This window comes from Pseudomonas sp. IT-P218 (assembly GCF_949767605.1).
Lineage (GTDB): Bacteria > Pseudomonadota > Gammaproteobacteria > Pseudomonadales > Pseudomonadaceae > Aquipseudomonas > Aquipseudomonas putida_AE.
This window is the reverse complement of sequence record NZ_CATKQQ010000003.1, coordinates 116,853-132,842: the sequence shown is the minus strand read 5'-3', so window position 1 is coordinate 132,842 and position 15,990 is coordinate 116,853. Positions and strand designations below refer to the sequence as shown.

14 protein-coding genes are annotated in these 15,990 nt (G+C 61.3%); 5 read left to right on the top strand and 9 right to left on the bottom strand.

What is annotated here, in order from left to right:
* The first annotated feature begins 116 nt into the window (after positions 1 to 116).
* On the top strand, positions 117 to 2,153 hold the full coding sequence (locus ACM6I6_RS02545) for an alkyl/aryl-sulfatase (RefSeq protein ID WP_414919332.1): 2,037 nt from the start codon (positions 117 to 119) through the stop codon (positions 2,151 to 2,153).
* A 203-nt stretch (positions 2,154 to 2,356) separates the two neighbouring features.
* Here the strand turns inward: ACM6I6_RS02545 and ACM6I6_RS02540 are convergent, their stop codons facing one another.
* Both ACM6I6_RS02540 and ACM6I6_RS02535 read right to left on the bottom strand, forming a co-directional pair.
* Positions 2,357 to 3,316 carry an EamA family transporter gene (locus ACM6I6_RS02540; protein ID WP_274076635.1) on the bottom strand — a complete coding sequence of 320 codons (960 nt, stop codon included), beginning with the start codon at positions 3,314 to 3,316 and terminating at the stop codon, positions 2,357 to 2,359.
* Between the two features lie 283 nt (positions 3,317 to 3,599).
* Positions 3,600 to 3,872, bottom strand: a complete 273-nt coding sequence (locus ACM6I6_RS02535; protein WP_129442062.1) for a hypothetical protein — start codon at positions 3,870 to 3,872, stop codon at positions 3,600 to 3,602.
* Positions 3,873 to 4,316: 444 nt separating this feature from the next.
* Here ACM6I6_RS02535 and ACM6I6_RS02530 point away from each other — a divergent pair, with 444 nt between their 5' ends.
* The gene (locus ACM6I6_RS02530; protein ID WP_414919331.1) at positions 4,317 to 5,678 is read left to right on the top strand and encodes an MATE family efflux transporter; all 1,362 of its coding nucleotides are present in this window, start codon (positions 4,317 to 4,319) and stop codon (positions 5,676 to 5,678) included.
* Positions 5,679 to 5,892: 214 nt separating this feature from the next.
* Here the strand turns inward: ACM6I6_RS02530 and ACM6I6_RS02525 are convergent, their stop codons facing one another.
* From ACM6I6_RS02525 to ACM6I6_RS02510, 4 genes are all read right to left on the bottom strand, one after another.
* Positions 5,893 to 6,321: a hypothetical protein gene (locus tag ACM6I6_RS02525; protein ID WP_274076638.1), complete on the bottom strand. Its 429-nt coding sequence runs from the start codon at positions 6,319 to 6,321 to the stop codon at positions 5,893 to 5,895.
* 93 nt (positions 6,322 to 6,414) lie between these two features.
* Positions 6,415 to 6,828 carry a VOC family protein gene (locus ACM6I6_RS02520; RefSeq protein ID WP_274076639.1) on the bottom strand — a complete coding sequence of 138 codons (414 nt, stop codon included), beginning with the start codon at positions 6,826 to 6,828 and terminating at the stop codon, positions 6,415 to 6,417.
* Positions 6,829 to 6,918: 90 nt separating this feature from the next.
* The gene (locus ACM6I6_RS02515) at positions 6,919 to 7,578 is read right to left on the bottom strand and encodes a TetR/AcrR family transcriptional regulator (RefSeq protein WP_274076640.1); all 660 of its coding nucleotides are present in this window, start codon (positions 7,576 to 7,578) and stop codon (positions 6,919 to 6,921) included.
* The gene (locus ACM6I6_RS02510) at positions 7,565 to 8,416 is read right to left on the bottom strand and encodes a 3-hydroxybutyryl-CoA dehydrogenase (RefSeq protein WP_274076641.1); all 852 of its coding nucleotides are present in this window, start codon (positions 8,414 to 8,416) and stop codon (positions 7,565 to 7,567) included. Before ACM6I6_RS02510 ends, ACM6I6_RS02515 begins: the two co-directional genes overlap by 14 nt.
* A gap of 165 nt (positions 8,417 to 8,581) precedes the next feature.
* On the opposite strand from ACM6I6_RS02510, the gene ACM6I6_RS02505 reads away from it, so the two are divergent.
* Both ACM6I6_RS02505 and ACM6I6_RS02500 read left to right on the top strand, forming a co-directional pair.
* Positions 8,582 to 9,622, top strand: coding sequence for an AraC family transcriptional regulator (locus ACM6I6_RS02505; RefSeq protein ID WP_274076642.1), 1,041 nt, complete (start codon positions 8,582 to 8,584; stop codon positions 9,620 to 9,622).
* Positions 9,619 to 11,433, top strand: coding sequence for an ABC transporter ATP-binding protein (locus ACM6I6_RS02500; protein WP_414919330.1), 1,815 nt, complete (start codon positions 9,619 to 9,621; stop codon positions 11,431 to 11,433). The genes ACM6I6_RS02505 and ACM6I6_RS02500 overlap by 4 nt, the downstream gene beginning before the upstream one ends.
* Positions 11,434 to 11,436: 3 nt before the next feature.
* Here ACM6I6_RS02500 and ACM6I6_RS02495 read toward each other — a convergent pair whose 3' ends face one another.
* The 3 genes from ACM6I6_RS02495 to ACM6I6_RS02485 form a co-directional block, all read right to left on the bottom strand.
* Positions 11,437 to 12,390 carry an alpha/beta hydrolase gene (locus ACM6I6_RS02495; RefSeq protein ID WP_414919370.1) on the bottom strand — a complete coding sequence of 318 codons (954 nt, stop codon included), beginning with the start codon at positions 12,388 to 12,390 and terminating at the stop codon, positions 11,437 to 11,439.
* A 179-nt stretch (positions 12,391 to 12,569) separates the two neighbouring features.
* Positions 12,570 to 13,568: an NAD(P)H-quinone oxidoreductase gene (locus tag ACM6I6_RS02490; RefSeq protein WP_414919329.1), complete on the bottom strand. Its 999-nt coding sequence runs from the start codon at positions 13,566 to 13,568 to the stop codon at positions 12,570 to 12,572.
* Between the two features lie 141 nt (positions 13,569 to 13,709).
* On the bottom strand, positions 13,710 to 14,924 hold the full coding sequence (locus ACM6I6_RS02485) for a YbfB/YjiJ family MFS transporter (protein ID WP_414919328.1): 1,215 nt from the start codon (positions 14,922 to 14,924) through the stop codon (positions 13,710 to 13,712).
* Positions 14,925 to 15,037: 113 nt separating this feature from the next.
* Between ACM6I6_RS02485 and ACM6I6_RS02480 the strand changes: the two genes are divergently transcribed.
* Positions 15,038 to 15,928: a LysR family transcriptional regulator gene (locus ACM6I6_RS02480; RefSeq protein ID WP_414919327.1), complete on the top strand. Its 891-nt coding sequence runs from the start codon at positions 15,038 to 15,040 to the stop codon at positions 15,926 to 15,928.
* The last annotated feature ends 62 nt before the right edge of the window (positions 15,929 to 15,990 follow it).

The following is a 15,990-nucleotide window of genomic DNA, read 5'->3' as shown; positions in this document are numbered from 1 at the left end:
AATGAAATGAATATGCTATTCATGGCCAGGCGGGTCAAGGTGACGCGTACCCAATAAATACAATCGAGCGCAAATTTCCCCATTGACGCTCATGGCCCTCTGGCGCAGGAACCCCCATGCACAACAAGACCCTTCATCTGGCATTGGCAATCACCCTTGGGAGCGGCATCAGCCCTCTGCTCTTTGCTGCCGTGGCAAACGACGCAAATCCTGAACCGGCAGCGACACAAAATTCGCACTTCGACAGCAAGGGTAAAGCGCCTTCGTCCTACACGATCGAAGCGCAAAATGCTGTACGCAAGACCCTTCCGTTCGCGGACAACCGTGATTTTGAAGAAGCCAGGAAAGGCTTCATCGCGGCACCGTCCTACAACAAGATCATGGCCGAAGCCGGAAATGTCGCCTGGAACATGGGCAGCTATGACTTCCTGCTCGGAGGCAAGGACTACGACAGTATCAATCCGTCCTTGCAGCGCCAGGCGGTACTCAACATGGCCTTCGGTCTGTATGAGGTCGTTCCGGAAAAGATTTACCAAGTGCGTGGGTTCGACCTGGCCAATATCACATTCATCAAGGGCGATACGGGCTGGATTGTGTTCGACACCCTGATGTCGAAGGAAACCGCCAAGGCTGCGCTGGATTTCATCAATGAAAAACTCGGCAAGCGCCCGGTCGTGGCGATAGTGATCTCTCACTCCCATGCCGACCATTTCGGTGGTGTCCGCGGTCTGGTCGATGAAGCCGATGTGCGCAGCGGCAAGATCCCGCTCATAGCACCCACCGGTTTCATGGAGCATGCCGTGGCTGAAAACGTCTACGCCGGCAACGCCATGACCCGGCGCGCCTTTTTCCAATATGGCGTGATGCTGCCGCACAGCCCCTATGGCCATGTCGACATGGCTATCGGAAAAAATGCCTCGCTAGGCAACATGGGCCTGATCGAACCCAATCGCTACATCGAGAAAGATTTCGAGTCCCTGACCATCGACGGTGTGGAAATGGAGTTCCAAAGCACTCCCGGCACCGAGGCGCCGGCAGAGATGAACACCTGGTTCCCGCAGTTCAAGGCATTCTGGGCAGCTGAAAACATCGTCGGCACCATCCATAACATCTACACCCTGCGCGGTGCTCTGGTCCGTGATCCACTGGTCTGGTCGAAAAACATCAACAACGCCCTGTATCGCTACGGGCAACAGGCCGATGTGATGTTCGCCTCCCACAGTTGGCCACGCTGGGGCAATGAGCGTATTCAGGACGTCATGCGCGCGCAACGCGATGCCTATGCCAACCTGAACAATGCCGTGCTGCACGCCGCCAACCAGGGCGTCACCATCAACGAGATCCAAAACGTCTACAAGTTGCCCGAAAGCCTGAAAAACAACTGGGCGACCCATAGCTACCACGGCTCCGAAGAGCACAACAGCCGTGCCGTGATAAACCGCTACCTGGGTTACTGGGACGCCAACCCGGCGACACTGATGCCGTTGTCTCCGAAAGATTCGGCACCGCTGTACGTGGAAATGATGGGGGGCGCGGACAAAATCATGGTCAAGGGCAAATCCCTGTTCGATCAGGGCAAATACCGCGAAGCCTATGAAATTCTCAATAAGCTGGTGTACGCCGAACCCCAGAACACCCAGGCCAAGGACTTGCTCGCGGACGTCTATGAGCAGGTTGGTTATCAGAAGGAAAGTGCGGGCGTGCGCAACAGCTTCCTGGCGGCGGCGTATGAACTACGCCATGGCATGCCCAAGGGAGTGCCGCCGAAACCCACCGGGCCGGACATGATCCGCGCGATGAGCACCGAGTTGTGGCTGGAATACCTCGGCATTGCCCTGGACGGCAGCAAGGTTGCGGATCAACACCTGGTTCTGAATCTCAGGACACCCGACAACGGTGAACAGTTTGTGGTTGAGTTGAGCAATTCAACGCTGACCACCATCAAGGGGCAGCAAGCGAAAAAGGCTGACCTGACCATCACCCTTGACCGCTCGGATCTTGAAGGCGTGATGGCAAGGAAAACCAGCTTTGCTCAACTCGTCGCGGCGGGAAAAGCTACCTTCGAAGGCGACCACAAACCCTTCGAACGGTTGATGGCCGCCATTACGCCTTTTACCCCTACCTTTGAACTGCTGCCCGGCACCCAGCAGTAATTCATCAGGGCCGGATGCGGCCCTGTTGCAGGCTGAGACGACCTTGCGTACCCAATGACATATCGTGCGCAAGGTGCCAAAAGCTTTCGCAGCGGGCCTGTTGCCAGCTGCATTTCACTCGAATGCGAGATGGCAGCACCGATATTCTTTTGTGGGGATATCGCGCAAGCGGTGCAGTGAAACGAACGGTTCATCGAGGCATTTCACGCCACAGCTTCGGCGTCAGCCTTGATAACTGATTTGCGATACGTCAGCAAAACGATGCCGGTGACCACAATCACCCCACCCAGGATCTGCCCCGCGCTGAGCATTTGATCCAGCACAATCCAGCCCATCAGCAACGTCGCCAACGGCTCGATGTTCATTACCGGTGCATTGCGTGGCATGTCCAGCCGAGGCACTGAAATGAACAGCACGATAAAACCGGTGCCGTACAGCACAACCAAGGTGGCCAGAGCCAGCCATCCGGTCGAGGTTGCGGGCAGGTTTAGTCCGCCAGGCAAGGCACCCGTCAGTCCCGCCAGATTGACGCTGCTGAAGACGATGAAAATGGTTAGCAGACTGCGCACCGAACCACGCACCTGAGACAACTTGTGGTCGGTGATCCACAGCGCGCAGGCGAACACGCTGGCGGCGCAGAACGCGAGCGCGACGCCCAGCAGCCATTGCGGGCCGACGCTGGTCGTGGTCGAAAGGCGCCCGGGGACATCCAGCACAAACACCAACCCCACCAGAATCAAACCCATCAACGTAGCGGTGCGTGCGGTCGGTCTCGGGCCACCCAGCGCCCAGGTGAGCAACGCCAGCAGGATGGGAAACACGTTCGCCACCAGCAGCGCCAGCGCCACCGGGACCCGTGCGACGGCAGAATACAGACACAGGCTCTGCGCGGTAATCAGAAGGCCCAACAGCAATTGCCAGCGCCATGCACCTGCCGGCAGACGCAAACTTTGTCTTTGCCACAGCACCAGGCTTGCCAGCACCAGCAAGGTCCCGCCAGAACGCATCAAAATCGCCAGCAACACACCCGCGCCATCATCAAAAGCGACCCGCGCCGCCACATGGTTGCCGGCGAACGCGCAGCCCATGCACAAAAGAATGATCAAGGCGAGATGGCGGGGGAAGGGTGGCGGTACGGTTTGCGCAAATGTAGGGCGGGGCATGGCAGATCTCGAAGGGTGATAGGACAACTCGGATGTGGAGTGGGAGTTTTTTATTATGTTGTCGTACAACTTGAGCGATTTGTACCCTGTTCGGGTAGGTTGGGCAAGAGAGACTGCAAGGGCGACAAGATTCAGTGCCAGGCTTCAGGGTCGTTATCAGGGGTTTCGCTGGGTCGTTGCCAATGGAAGATTCATTGACTGTTGCTGGTTGCCATTCAGAAAAATGGGCCAGGATCATTTGTCGACGGATCAAAGAAGCGGGCGCCTTGGGCGCCCTTTTCATTTACTCCGCCGCTTGGGCACGCAAGCGTCGGCCAATCACGTCCATCAAATCGCAACCATCGCGTAATGGGATCGCCAGCAGTTTTGAGAAGTCGGACAACACCACCGTGTCGCAGCCAATTTCGGCACGAAAGGCGATGTTTTCCAGCACTTGCGTCACGGTGCGGATACGGTAATCCGCCATGGCTTGCAGGACGTCGAGGGGGGCTTGGGTGTCAATGAGCAGAGAAGCCGGAATCAGGTCAATCCCGGTAAGAGGCATGTATCGATTCATAGTGAAGTTCTCTATTTGATTGGCTTAGAGCCGTCACTCAGTCGTCGCCAAACGATCAGGTGGCAGCTGTGCGCAGGTTGGCGAACCGGCAACAGAGAAAACCGGCAGACCCGAAGGTCTCCCGCGCACAGCCGCCATAACAGCGGCTTTGCGGGTGCGATGATACCTGCAATGAAGCGGATAGCCTTCGCATTCTCTGTGATCAGGTCGCCAAACCTGAATCGCCATTTGGGCGACGGGACTGACTATAAGCCGCATGGCATCCGCAGGGTAGGTGAGGGTTTCCGAGCTTTATGTAGGACCTTTGCTGATCAAATCTCAGACCTTTCACATCTCTTCACTGGAAATCCAAACACAGACCTGAGATGGTCATCGCCCTTTGGTTTCAGCCACCGAAGCTATCCTCAATCAACACGCCCGCCGTCGAGATGGACCTCTACCCCCATGCAAACCCCAGCCCAACCGCAACGCGCCCTCTGGAAAACCTACCTGCTGTTCCTCGCGCCCATGGTCCTGTCCAATTTCCTCCAGTCGATGTCCGGCACGGTCAACAGCATCTACATCGGCCAAATGCTCGGCACCCAGGCCCTGGCGGCGGTGTCGGGCATGTTCCCCATCGTGTTCTTTTTCATCGCCCTGGTCATCGGCCTCGGTGCGGGGGCGGGTGTGTTGATCGGCCAGGCCTGGGGGGCGCGGGAGACGCATCTGGTGAAGGCCATTGCCGGCTCGACCTTGTTGTTGGGGTTGCTGATCGGGCTGGTGGCGGCGGTGGTCGGGAGTGTGTTTGCGCGGTCTTCGCTGGTGGGGTTGGGTACGCCGGGGGATGTGCTGGACGATGCGGTGGCGTATGCGCATGTAATGTTGTGGTTCATGCCGACGCTGTTGGTGTTCGTGTTGTTCACGCAGTTGCTGCGCGGGGTGAGCGATACGTTCTCGCCGTTGCTGGCGCTGGTGGTGTCGACCTGTATCGGCCTGGCGTTGACGCCGGCGTTGATACGCGGGTGGCTGGGGTTGCCGCCGATGGGGATCCAGAGTGCGGCGTTTGCCGGGTTGGCGGGCAACCTGGCGGCGATGGGGTGGCTGGCGTGGCGCTTGATCCGCAAGGGCCATCCGCTGGCGCCGGACCGGGAATTTTTCGCGGCGATGAAGCTGGACAGGGCGATCCTCGGCAAGGTGCTGCGCATCGGCTTGCCCACCGGCTTGCAGATGGTGGTGTTGTCGCTGTCGGAGCTGGTGATCCTGGCGCTGGTGAACCAGCACGGTTCCCAGGCGACGGCGGCGTACGGCGCGGTGACGCAGATCGTCAATTACGTGCAGTTCCCGGCGCTGTCGATCGCGATCACGGCGTCGATCCTTGGGGCGCAGGCGATCGGGGCAGGGCGCATCGAACGCATCGGGCCGATCTTGAAGACCGGGTTGATGATCAACGTGTGCCTGACCGGCGGCCTGGTGGTGTTGGGGTATTTGCTGTCGCACTGGCTGCTGGGCTCGTTCCTCACCGAGGATGCGACCCGCAGCATGGCCGAGCACTTGCTGCACATCATGCTCTGGAGCCTGTTGGTGTTCGGCTTCCAGGCGATCATCGGCGGCATCATGCGCGCCAGCGGCACGGTGATGGTGCCAGTGGCGATATCGATCGTGTGCGTGGTGGGCGTGCAGTTGCCGGTGGCGTATCTGCTGGACGCGCGGTTCGGGCTGCAAGGGGTGTGGATGGCGTTTCCGGTGGCGTATCTGGGGATGCTGGCGTTGCAGACGCTGTATTACAAACTGGTGTGGCAGCATCAGAAGATTGAGCGGTTGGTGTAGGCTCAAGACGGTGTCTACGGGGCTCCCATCAATTGGGGGTAGCGGTGGACTGTAGGAGCCCGGCTTGCCGGCGAAGGCGTCTTTGAGTATTGCGTTGGTCGTTCGGGTGCCTTCGCTGGCAAGCCAGCTCCTACAAGGTTCATTCAGTGTCCTGTCAGGCGAGGCCCGATGAAGGCTACTCGACCGGCATTTTTCGACGAAAAATCCCCGCGCCTCACTTGTACTTGATCACGATCCCTTTGAGTTTGCGCCCCTCGATGGTCTGCACGTCGCGCGCCCATAGCGGCCCGTTGACATAGGCACCGACCGCCTGGATATGGTCATACACCACCACCACGGCATCGCCGCCGAGCTTGGCGGTTTCTTCCCGCAATTTTTCTTCAACCTCGGTAATCGGCGGGGCGGGGTCGACACTGGCGTCGATCAGTATTTCGCCCAATCGAACGTGCGGGCGAAGGGGCTCGGTGCGCAGCACCACGACTTCGCTGGGCAGCGTCGGTGCGGGATGTTCCACGCCGACGTAGGCGGTGGTCTGGGCATCGACTGTCGCGCAACCGCTGAGTGCCAGCAGCGCGGCGGTGAGCCCGCCCGCCAGCAAGGACAGTTTGAAACGGGTGGACCATGACGCGTCATGGGCTTGCATGGTGGGTTTTCTCCGAAGGGCCGCTGCTACAGGGGTTAGAAGTTGACGGTAGCAGACGGCCCGGGAGTTGCCAGACAGCCGGTCTTCACAGTGTCACTGATCCTTTTCGCAATTGACCATCCACGACACACCAAAGCGGTCGACCAGCATGCCAAAGCGTGCGGCCCAGAACGTGGCTTCCAGTGGCATGTCGACTTTGCCGCCTTCTGCCAGTGCGTTGAACACCCGCTCGGCTTCGGCAATGCTGTCGACGTTCAGGGAAATCGAGCAACCGCTCATGCCCTGGGTCGGACGGTCGGGGGTGGTGTCCGAGGCCATGAGCATCTGGTCACCGACCTTCAGGCAGGTGTGGATGATCAGGTGGTGATGTTCCTTGGGGACGTGCTCGGCGGCGGGTGTTTCGCCGAACGTCATCATCGCCTCGAGCTGGGCTTGCAGGCATTGCTGGTAAAACGTGAAGGCGGCGCGGCAATCGCCATTGAAGATAAGGTAGGGACTGATTTTCATGGTGCTGCTCCCGGTCATTGAAGATACACATCGGATTGGACGCCGGGTACCAGCGCGAATTCCGATGAGATTGACTGGGCAAGCAAAGCGCTAAATCGCGGTGGGAGCCTGGGTTTTTTTAGATGGATTCTCGATAGGCCGGGCCAGGCTTATAGCCTCGCTTGGGCGCTTCGGCGCCAGCAAGCGCTCGATGGCGCCACCGACCATGTTCTCCAGCAGTTCATTGTGCTCGCCTTCTTCCAGCGCATGGGACGCCAGCCAGCTGGGCGCGCTGTTGAGCAAGGCGGCGATGGCATGACCGGCCGCCAGCAGGCCCGATTCGCTGAACCGCGAACGGGCGCCGAGTATCACCATCAATTGGCGTTGGTACTGCTCGCTCAAATGTCGAACCCGTGCCTGTTGCTCGTCGTTCAGGCAGCCGCTGTCGCGTTCCACCAGGCGAAAATGCCAGGGCATGTCGCGATGCAGGTTCAGGTGCGCGCGGATCAGGCTGTTGAGGCGGTCGCGTTTACCCGGCGCCTTTTGCTTGATGCGCCCCAGCGTGGCCAGCAGCTCTTCGTAGAACTCTTCGATCAAGTCCAGCAGCAGGTGCTGTTTGCTCGGGTAATGGTGATACAACGAGCCCGGGGAAAGCCCCAGGCACGTCGCGAGCTCGCGCATGCCGACCTGACCGAAACCCTTGCTGGCGAACAGCTCCAGCACCTTGTCCCGGTATTCGGCGAAACGCGAACAACGCTCAGGCATAGGCATGGAAGCCGCGCCCCGTCTTGCGTCCCAGGTAACCGGCGGCGACCATTTCCTTGAGCAATGGCGCCGGGCGGTATTTGCTGTCGTTGAAGCCGTCGTGGAAGGCCTCCATGATCGCCAGCAGCGTATCCAGGCCGATCAGGTCCGCGAGGGCCAGGGGGCCGATAGGCTGGTTGCAGCCCAGGCGCATGCCGGCGTCGATGTCTTCGGCACTGGCCAGGCCTTCCTGGAACACCAGGATCGCTTCGTTGATCATCGGCACCAGGATCCGGTTGACCACGAACCCCGGGCGGTTGCCGGCGGTGATCGCGGTCTTGCCCAGTCGGGTCGCCATGTCCAGCGCCAGGGCATGGGTGGCATCGCTGGTTTGCAGGCCGCGAATGACTTCGATCAGGCCCATCACCGGCACCGGGTTGAAGAAGTGCAGGCCGATGAAGCGTTCCGGCTGGCTGACACTGGCCGCGAGCTGGGTGATCGACAGCGACGACGTGTTGGAGGCGATCACGCACTCGGCGCCGACCTGTGCGGCAACCTGTTGCAGCAACCGCAGTTTCAGTTCGAGGTTCTCGGTGGCGGCCTCGATCACCAGTTGCGCGTCGCGCAGGTTGCTGTAATCGGTGCTGGGGCGGATTTTGTCGAGGGCGGCGTTTTTCTGCTCGGCGCTCAGGGTTTCCTTGGCGACCTGGCGGTCAAGGTTCTTGCCGACGGTGGCGAGGGCTTTTTGCAAGGCACCCTCGCTGATGTCCACCAGGGTCACGTTGAAACCGGCCAGGGCGCAGACCTGCGCGATGCCGTTGCCCATGGTGCCGGCGCCGATCACGCCAATGTTTTGCAGATTCATGTTGCCGTCCTTTCGATAAACCCTGCGATACCTTGGCCGCCTGTATGGCCGAAAGCGTACTATTGCCGCGAGTCTAGAGCCGGCAGGGTGGTTGTCCTATGCCGAAACTGTTCAACGGCACTGATGTTTTTTGCCATTTCGGGTGATGGGGAGCGAAGCGTTCGCATGCGGGAAAAGGACTCGGTGGCCGCCTACTTCGTGCAGGCAATGATCCAGGGGCTGGGGGACGATCCGCAGCGTGTTCGGGCTGTGCTCGAACAGGCCGGCATCGACCCGGCGGTGATTGCGCAACCCACGTCGCGGGTACCGGCCAGCGCGTTTGCAGCGCTGTGGCTGATCCAGATCCGCGAGCTCGACGACGAATTCTTCGGCCTCGACTCCCACGGCATGCCGCCGGGCAGCTTCGCCCTGATTTGCCGGGCATTGATCCAGGAGCCCGATCTGCACAAGGCCATGCGCCAGTGCCTGGTCAACTTCGGCCTGTTCCTGCGCGATTTTCGCGGCACCCTGACCGTGCGCGGCAAACGAGCGGTCATCAGCCTGCAAAGCCAGGGGGCCAACGAAGACGTCAGCCGTTTCGGCGAAGAGACCTTCCTGGTGTTGATGATCAGCCTTATGTGCTGGCTGGGTGGACGACGCATCCCGATCGACCGCGCGGACTTTCGCCACGGGCGCCTGTCGCTCAGCGATGACCGTTTGCTCTGGGGGCCGAACCTGACCTTCGGCGCCGAGCGCACCGAAATCGAGTTCGCCAGTCACTACCTGCGCCTGCCGGTGGTCCAGGACCTGGCGTCGCTCAAAGTGTTCCTGCGCACCGCGCCACAATGGCTGGTGATCCGCTTTCGCAACCAGCACGGCCTGGCGTCACAGGTGCACCAGCGCTTGCGCAACAGCCATTACAGCGAGTGGCCGACCCTGCAGGCCTTTGCCCTCGAACAACACCTGAGCCCCAGTACCTTCCGCCGCAAACTCGAGCGCGAGGGCTGCTCCTATCAGGAGATCAAGGACGAAGTACGCCGTGGGGTGGCGTTCGAACAGTTGCGTGAGAGCCAGGCGAGTATCGGCGACATCGCCGAACAACTGGGTTTTCAGGAACCGAGTGCATTTCACCGGGCGTTCAAGAAGTGGACGGGGGAGAGTCCGGGGCGGTATCGGGCGCGGTTTCAGGGGGAGCGGCTCGATACCTTGGCGGAGCCTTTGGAGTGAGCCCGGTATTTGCCCGCGTCACCTCATTGCTCGACCAATCCCAGCGTGCCTTGCTGCTGGTCTGGGGCACCTCGCGCGCATTGTTTCTGGGTCTGGTGGTGGCGACCCTCATTGCCGGTGTGCTTCCGGCTTTAGCGGCATGGCTGGGCCAGCGCATTGTCGATGCCGTTGTCTTTGCCATGCAATTGCATGCGCAGCAAGGCAGTGCGCCTTTGTGGCCGGTGGTGCGTTATGTGCTGCTGGAGGCGGGGGTACTGGCCTTGCTGTCGGGTGCCCAGCGTGCGCTGTCGGTGCAGCAGTCGCTGTTGCGGGTGCAGCTGGGGCAGAAGGTCAACACGATGATTCTGGAAAAGGCCCAGACGTTATCGCTGGTGCAGTTCGAGAATTCCGAGTTCTACGACAAGCTGGTGCGGGTTCGGCGCGAAGCCTCGACCCGGCCGTTGGCGTTGGTGATGAAGTCGCTGGGGCTGATCCAGAACCTGATCGTGCTGATCAGCTTCGGGGTGTTGCTGGTGCATTTTTCGCCTTGGGCGCTGGTGTTGCTGGTGGTCGGCGCGTTGCCGGTGTTTTTTGCCGAGGCGCATTTTTCCGGCGATGCCTTTCGCCTGTTTACCCGCCGTGCGCCGGAGAGCCGACAGCAGACCTACATCGAGACGTTGCTGTCCCATGAGGGCTACATCAAGGAGGTCAAGCTGTTCGGTTTCGCGCCGCTGCTGTTGCAGCGTTACCGCGACACCTTTGCCAGGCTCTATGCCGAGGACCGGCGGCTGACCCTGCGTCGCGATGGCTGGGGATTTGTCCTCGGCCTGCTGGGCACCGCGGCGTTCTACCTGGCCTACGCCTGGGTGGTGGTCGATGCCGTGCACGGCAACATCAGCCTCGGCCAGATGACCATGTACCTGGTGTTGTTCAAGCAGGGACAGTCGGCAGTGAGCAGCAGCCTGAGCGCCATCAGCGGCCTGTACGAGGATGGCCTCTACCTGTCGAGCCTCTATGAATACCTGGCCGAGCCCGTGGTCGCCGCCACGGGCCATCTCACGGTGGGCGCGGTGCCTGGCGATGGCCTGCGGTTCGAGAACGTCGGCTTCCGTTACCCGGGTGCCAGTCGCGACGCGCTGGCGGGCATCGACCTGCACCTGGTGCCGGGGCACAGTGTGGCGCTGGTGGGCGAGAACGGTTCGGGCAAGACCACGCTGATCAAACTCTTGACCCGGCTGTACCGTCCCGATCAAGGACGCATCCTGCTGGACGGCAGCGACTTGCAGGCCTGGGAGGAAAATGCGCTACGCCGGCGCATCGGGGTGATCTTCCAGGACTACATTCGCTACCAGTTTTCCGTCGGCGAGAACATCGGTGTGGGCGACACCCTGGCGTTCCAGGACGAGCAGCGCTGGCAGCAAGCCGCCGCCGAAGGCATGGCCGCGCCGTTCATCGAGCGGCTCGATCGCGGTTACGCCACGCAACTGGGGCGCTGGTTTGCCGGTGGGCTGGAGCTGTCGGGCGGGCAGTGGCAGAAAATCGCGCTGTCGCGCGCCTACATGCGCCGCGATGCCGATATCCTGATCCTCGACGAGCCGACCTCGGCACTCGACCCGGCGGCGGAAGCGGCGGTGTTCGAGCATTTCAGCCAGCACACCCAGGGCCGCATGACCCTGCTGATCTCCCACCGTTTTTCCAGCGTGCGCAACGCTGATCACATCATCGTGCTGGATCAGGGCTCGATTCTGGAACGTGGCGATCACGACACGCTGGTCACGGCGGGTGGGCGTTATGCGCAGCTGTTCGACCTGCAGGCACGGGGCTATCGATAACCCTCAGGAATCCTGGGCGCTTCGCGAGACCATCGGCCCGGCCATCTGCGGTTTGGCCTTCATCAAGCCTTCCAGCGCCTGACGATACTGGCTGCCGCCCAGGCTCATGCTGTTGTTGTGGGTGCCGCCGGGGATCAGCAACAGACGCTTGGGTTCGTTGGCGGCATTGAACAGTTGCTCACTGAACCTCGAAGGCATGAACCGGTCGGCCAGGCCATGGACCACCAGCAACGGCATGTGAATGTCGACGATCTTGTCGATGGAGTCGAACTTCTGCGACAGCAACCAGCGCACCGGCAGCCAGTTCACCGGCAGGTTGTTGTCGGCCACTTCCGCCACTGCATCGCCCAGGGAAGTGAAGGTAGATTCGATCACCAGGCCGCGCACCGGAACGGCGCCATGCTGCTTTTTCGCTTGCGCGGCCAAGTCTGCGGCCAGGTCGATGGCCACCGCGCCACCCAGGGAGTGGCCGTAGATCAGGCGCTTGCCGGGGTCCGGTTGCATCGTGCTGAAACGTTCCCAGGCAGCGCGGGCATCTTCGTAAACGCTGGCCTCCGACGGCAAGTCACCCTTGCTCTGGCCAAAGCCGCGGTAGTCGATCGCCAGCACCGAATAGCCCATGGCGCGCAACTGCTCGATGCGAAAGGCCTGGCCGGTCAGGTTCCAGCGTACGCCATGCAGGTAGAGGATCGACGGCGCGTCACGGCGCGCGGCCGGCCACCACCAGGCATGCAGGTTTTGCCCGGCCTTGAAACTGGCAGGCTTGATGTCGAATTCCTGCACATCCTGCGGCAGGCCGCGATACCAGCCGGCCGTGCCCGGCTCGATGCGGAACAGCAACTCGCGCTCTTTGTACTTGAGTGCGCCGCAACCCACGGGCAAGCCGACGACCAGCGCGGCCATGCACAGCAGCGGCAGCCAGCGCAGGCGTAGACGGGTGAGCAGGGCTGAGGGCATCGGGTTGTTCACCGGTAGGGACATGAAGACCGCGTTTTAACAGATGCGCGCGCGGGGTGGGGAAAAATGCGACTTGTGGGAACCCTGCTCGCGATGGAGGAGTGTCAGTCGACGTTGATGTCGTCTGACACTCCGCCATCGCGAGCAGGGCTCACTCCTACAGGGGGGATGCGGCGCTATCAGTCGACGCGCAGCACGATCTTGCCGATGTGATCGCCAGCTTCCATTCGCGCATGGGCCTGGGAGGCCTCGGTGAGCGCATACACCTTGTCGATCATCGGCAGGCAACGCCCGGCCGCCAGCACCGGCCATACGTATTCGCGCAATTGTTCGGCAATCGAGGCTTTTTCTTCCCGGGTACGCGGGCGCAGCAGCGAGCCGGTGACCGTCGCGCGCTTGCTCATGATCGCCAGCAGGTCGACATCCTTGCCGACGGCACCGCCGAGGAAACCCAGCATCACCAGTCGACCTTCCATTCCCAGTGCCGCGATATTCTGGTTCAGGTACGAAGCGCCCATGATGTCGAGGATGACATTGACGCCCTTGCCGGCGGTTTTTTCCTGGATGACCTGGACGAAGTCCTGATCGCGATAGTTGATCGCTTCGGCGCCCAATTGGCGGATCGCCACACATTTCTCCTCACTGCCCGCCGTGGCAAATGCCTTGACGCCGAACTCGCGGCATAACATCAAGGCGGTGGTGCCGATGCCACTGGTGCCACCGTGAATCAGCGCGCGCTGGCCTTTGCTGGCGCCGCCCATGTCGAACAGATTGGCCCACACCGTGAAGAAGGTTTCCGGGACCGCCGCCGCTTGCACCCAGTCCAGGCCTTCGGGCATCGGCAGCGCCTGGCTGGCCGGGACCGCGCAATACTGCGCATAACCGCCGCCATTGGTCAGCGCACAGACCTTGTCGCCGACGATAAACTCGCTGACATCTGCGCCAACGGCGACCACTTCGCCGGCCACTTCCAAACCTGGGTTTGGGTTCATGCCGGGTTTCATCGGGTACTTGCCGGCTCGTTGAAGAACGTCGGGGCGATTGACCCCGGCGGCGTGCACGCGGATCAACACTTCACCGTCGCCTGCAGTGGGCAAGGGCACCTGGCGCGGTTGCAGGACTTCAGGGCCACCGGGTTGGGTGATTTCGATGAGGGTCATGTCTTTGGGCAAATTCATTTCATATACCTGTGGGCAAAGTGTCCGTTAAATGAGACCGCGCTTTCGCGCGGAGAATCAAAAGATCGCAGCCTTTGGCAGCTCCTACATGGGAATGCAGGCCCCTTGCAGGAGCTGCCGCAGGCTGCGATCTTTTGATCTTCATGGGCAACTGACCTGAACAAGAGAGTCAGGCCGACTCGATAAACGCACCGCCAACTCCAGCAACAACGCCAAAACAATCGCCCCGGCCGCAATCACGAACATCAGCCCATGATGGCCGCCGCTGGCATTGAACAAGGCGGAATAACCAAACCCGGAAATGGCCTGGAAGGTGGCAAACGATACGGTGGCGCGACTCCACACCACCTGTTGCTGATGATGCCCGGGGACCAGTTCGTGAACCCGCGCCAGTGCCAGAGGCACGATGCCCGGTGGGAACGAGCCGAGGATCACTGCCAGCAGCGCCAATGCCGCGAAAGAGCTGGAGATCGACAGCAGCGCCACGGCAATCGCCTGCACCACCAGCACCAGACGGATACTCGGCTTCGCCCCCAGTTGATCCGCGAGAAAACCATAGCTCACCGGCCCGACAATCGCGCCGAGGCCGTACATCACCCAGATCAGCGCCCCGACCTGTGGCCCGGCACCGAGGCCGCGGGCCACGTAGTCCACCAGGAATACCATGGCTGGCACCAGCCCTGCCGCCATGAGTGCGTATTGGGCAAACAGCAGGTAGACGGCCGGCTGGGTGCGGGTCGACGCGGCATCGGCCGTCGCTGTCATCGTTGCCTGGGGCGCAGCCGACGGCCAGCCAAACCAGCTGATAGTGGTCAATATCAGTGCCAGCAAGCCGAGCCCCAACCAGGTTTGCTGCAGGCCCAGGCTCAGCAGTGGCGGGACGATCGTCCCCGACCCGGCAATGCCCAGCCCGATGCCGAGAAAGATCGCGCCACTGGCCAGCCCTTTGCGCGAGGCCGGCACATGCGGCAACACCGTCGACGCCACCAGCACCATGATCGCGCCACCGGCGACGCCCGAGAGCAAACGCCAGCCGAAAAACCAGCTCACCGACAAGGGAAAGGCACAGGCGAAGAACGACAGGGTGACCGCCAGCATCATCAGCCGCAGCACAGTTTTGTTGGATGTGTGACGCGCCAACGGGTGGCCGATCAGTGCACCGATCAGGTAGCCCACCAGGTTGGCGGCACCGAGGTACACCACGTCGCTGGCGGAAAACCAATGGGCCTGGATCAGCGAGGGAATCAACGGCGTATAGGCAAAACGCGCCAGGCCAATGCTGACCAGGCTGGCGCACAGGCCGGCAAAAATCGGCAGCCAGAATGCGTTGCGTGGGGTGTTCAGGGGGCTGAGCATGGGTGCTCTCCTGCAAGTTTTTCACTGGTGATCAGCTTAACCAGGTTTAGTGATGCACCAGCGCAGCGATTTCGCGTTATCGTGATGCGCAAATGCATCAGATGGAGAGCTCCATGAACTGGGATGACGCACGGGTATTTCTCGCGGTCTGCCGCGAATCAACGCTGCGTGGCGCCGCGCGAGTATTGGGTGTCGACCAGGCTACGGTGGGCCGGCGCATCACGTCGCTGGAAAAGTCATTGGGAGCGACGCTGTTCCTGCGCACCTCCGAAGGTTATGCGTTGACCGCGGTCGGCGAAGCGGCGATGCGCGCCATCGAGAAAATGGAGCACTCGGCGCTGGAATTGCAGCGCCGTATCCAAGGCCTCGACGACCGGCTGACGGGCACCGTGCGGGTCACTACCACCGACTCCATGGCCATCGACTTCCTGATCCCGGCCGTCGCTCGACTGCATCAACGTCACCCCGACGTGCGGGTGCAACTGGACGCCTCGACGCAAATCCTCAGCCTGGCCAAACGCGAAGCCGACATCGCCGTACGTAATACCCGGCCGGACAATCCGGACCTCATCGCCCGGCGAATCGCCCGTTGGCCGGTGGGCCTGTTCGCCTCGCAAGCCTATGTCAATGCCCACGGTGTGCCCGAGCCGGGATCGGCGTTCGAGGGGCATGATCTGGTGGTGTATCAGCCGTATCTGCAGAGCGGCAAGGACATGACGCTGGTCAGTGAACCTGTGGGGCGCGGGCGGATTGTCGCAAGCCTGAGTTCCAGCCTGCTGGTGCGGCGATCCATTGCCGAGGGGATCGGGATCGGGGAAATTCCGGTGTACGTGGGGGAGAGGGATGGACTGGTCCGGCTGTGGCCGGAGCGTACTCGGCCGTTGCCCTATGACGTGTGGCTGGTGACCCACGCGGACCTTCGGCATACGGCGAGGGTCCGTGTGGTGATTGAGGAAATTGTCGAAGCCTTTTGTGGGAGCGAGCCTGCTCGCGATGGACGTTAACGATAACGCGTGCTCCCTGGAAAACCGCGTTGTCCTTCCGTTCTTCGCGAGCAGGCTCGCAC

What these genes read in the sequence shown, in the direction of transcription:
- ACM6I6_RS02545 (WP_414919332.1), top strand. Translation starts at nt 117, where the DNA reads ATGCACAACAAGACCCTTCATCTGGCATTGGCAATCACCCTTGGGAGC.
- ACM6I6_RS02540 (WP_274076635.1), bottom strand. Translation starts at nt 3,316, where the DNA reads ATGCCCCGCCCTACATTTGCGCAAACCGTACCGCCACCCTTCCCCCGC.
- ACM6I6_RS02535 (WP_129442062.1), bottom strand. Translation starts at nt 3,872, where the DNA reads ATGAATCGATACATGCCTCTTACCGGGATTGACCTGATTCCGGCTTCT.
- ACM6I6_RS02530 (WP_414919331.1), top strand. Translation starts at nt 4,317, where the DNA reads ATGCAAACCCCAGCCCAACCGCAACGCGCCCTCTGGAAAACCTACCTG.
- ACM6I6_RS02525 (WP_274076638.1), bottom strand. Translation starts at nt 6,321, where the DNA reads ATGCAAGCCCATGACGCGTCATGGTCCACCCGTTTCAAACTGTCCTTG.
- ACM6I6_RS02520 (WP_274076639.1), bottom strand. Translation starts at nt 6,828, where the DNA reads ATGAAAATCAGTCCCTACCTTATCTTCAATGGCGATTGCCGCGCCGCC.
- ACM6I6_RS02515 (WP_274076640.1), bottom strand. Translation starts at nt 7,578, where the DNA reads ATGCCTATGCCTGAGCGTTGTTCGCGTTTCGCCGAATACCGGGACAAG.
- ACM6I6_RS02510 (WP_274076641.1), bottom strand. Translation starts at nt 8,416, where the DNA reads ATGAATCTGCAAAACATTGGCGTGATCGGCGCCGGCACCATGGGCAAC.
- ACM6I6_RS02505 (WP_274076642.1), top strand. Translation starts at nt 8,582, where the DNA reads ATGCGGGAAAAGGACTCGGTGGCCGCCTACTTCGTGCAGGCAATGATC.
- ACM6I6_RS02495 (WP_414919370.1), bottom strand. Translation starts at nt 12,390, where the DNA reads ATGCCCTCAGCCCTGCTCACCCGTCTACGCCTGCGCTGGCTGCCGCTG.
- ACM6I6_RS02490 (WP_414919329.1), bottom strand. Translation starts at nt 13,568, where the DNA reads ATGAATTTGCCCAAAGACATGACCCTCATCGAAATCACCCAACCCGGT.
- ACM6I6_RS02485 (WP_414919328.1), bottom strand. Translation starts at nt 14,924, where the DNA reads ATGCTCAGCCCCCTGAACACCCCACGCAACGCATTCTGGCTGCCGATT.
- ACM6I6_RS02480 (WP_414919327.1), top strand. Translation starts at nt 15,038, where the DNA reads ATGAACTGGGATGACGCACGGGTATTTCTCGCGGTCTGCCGCGAATCA.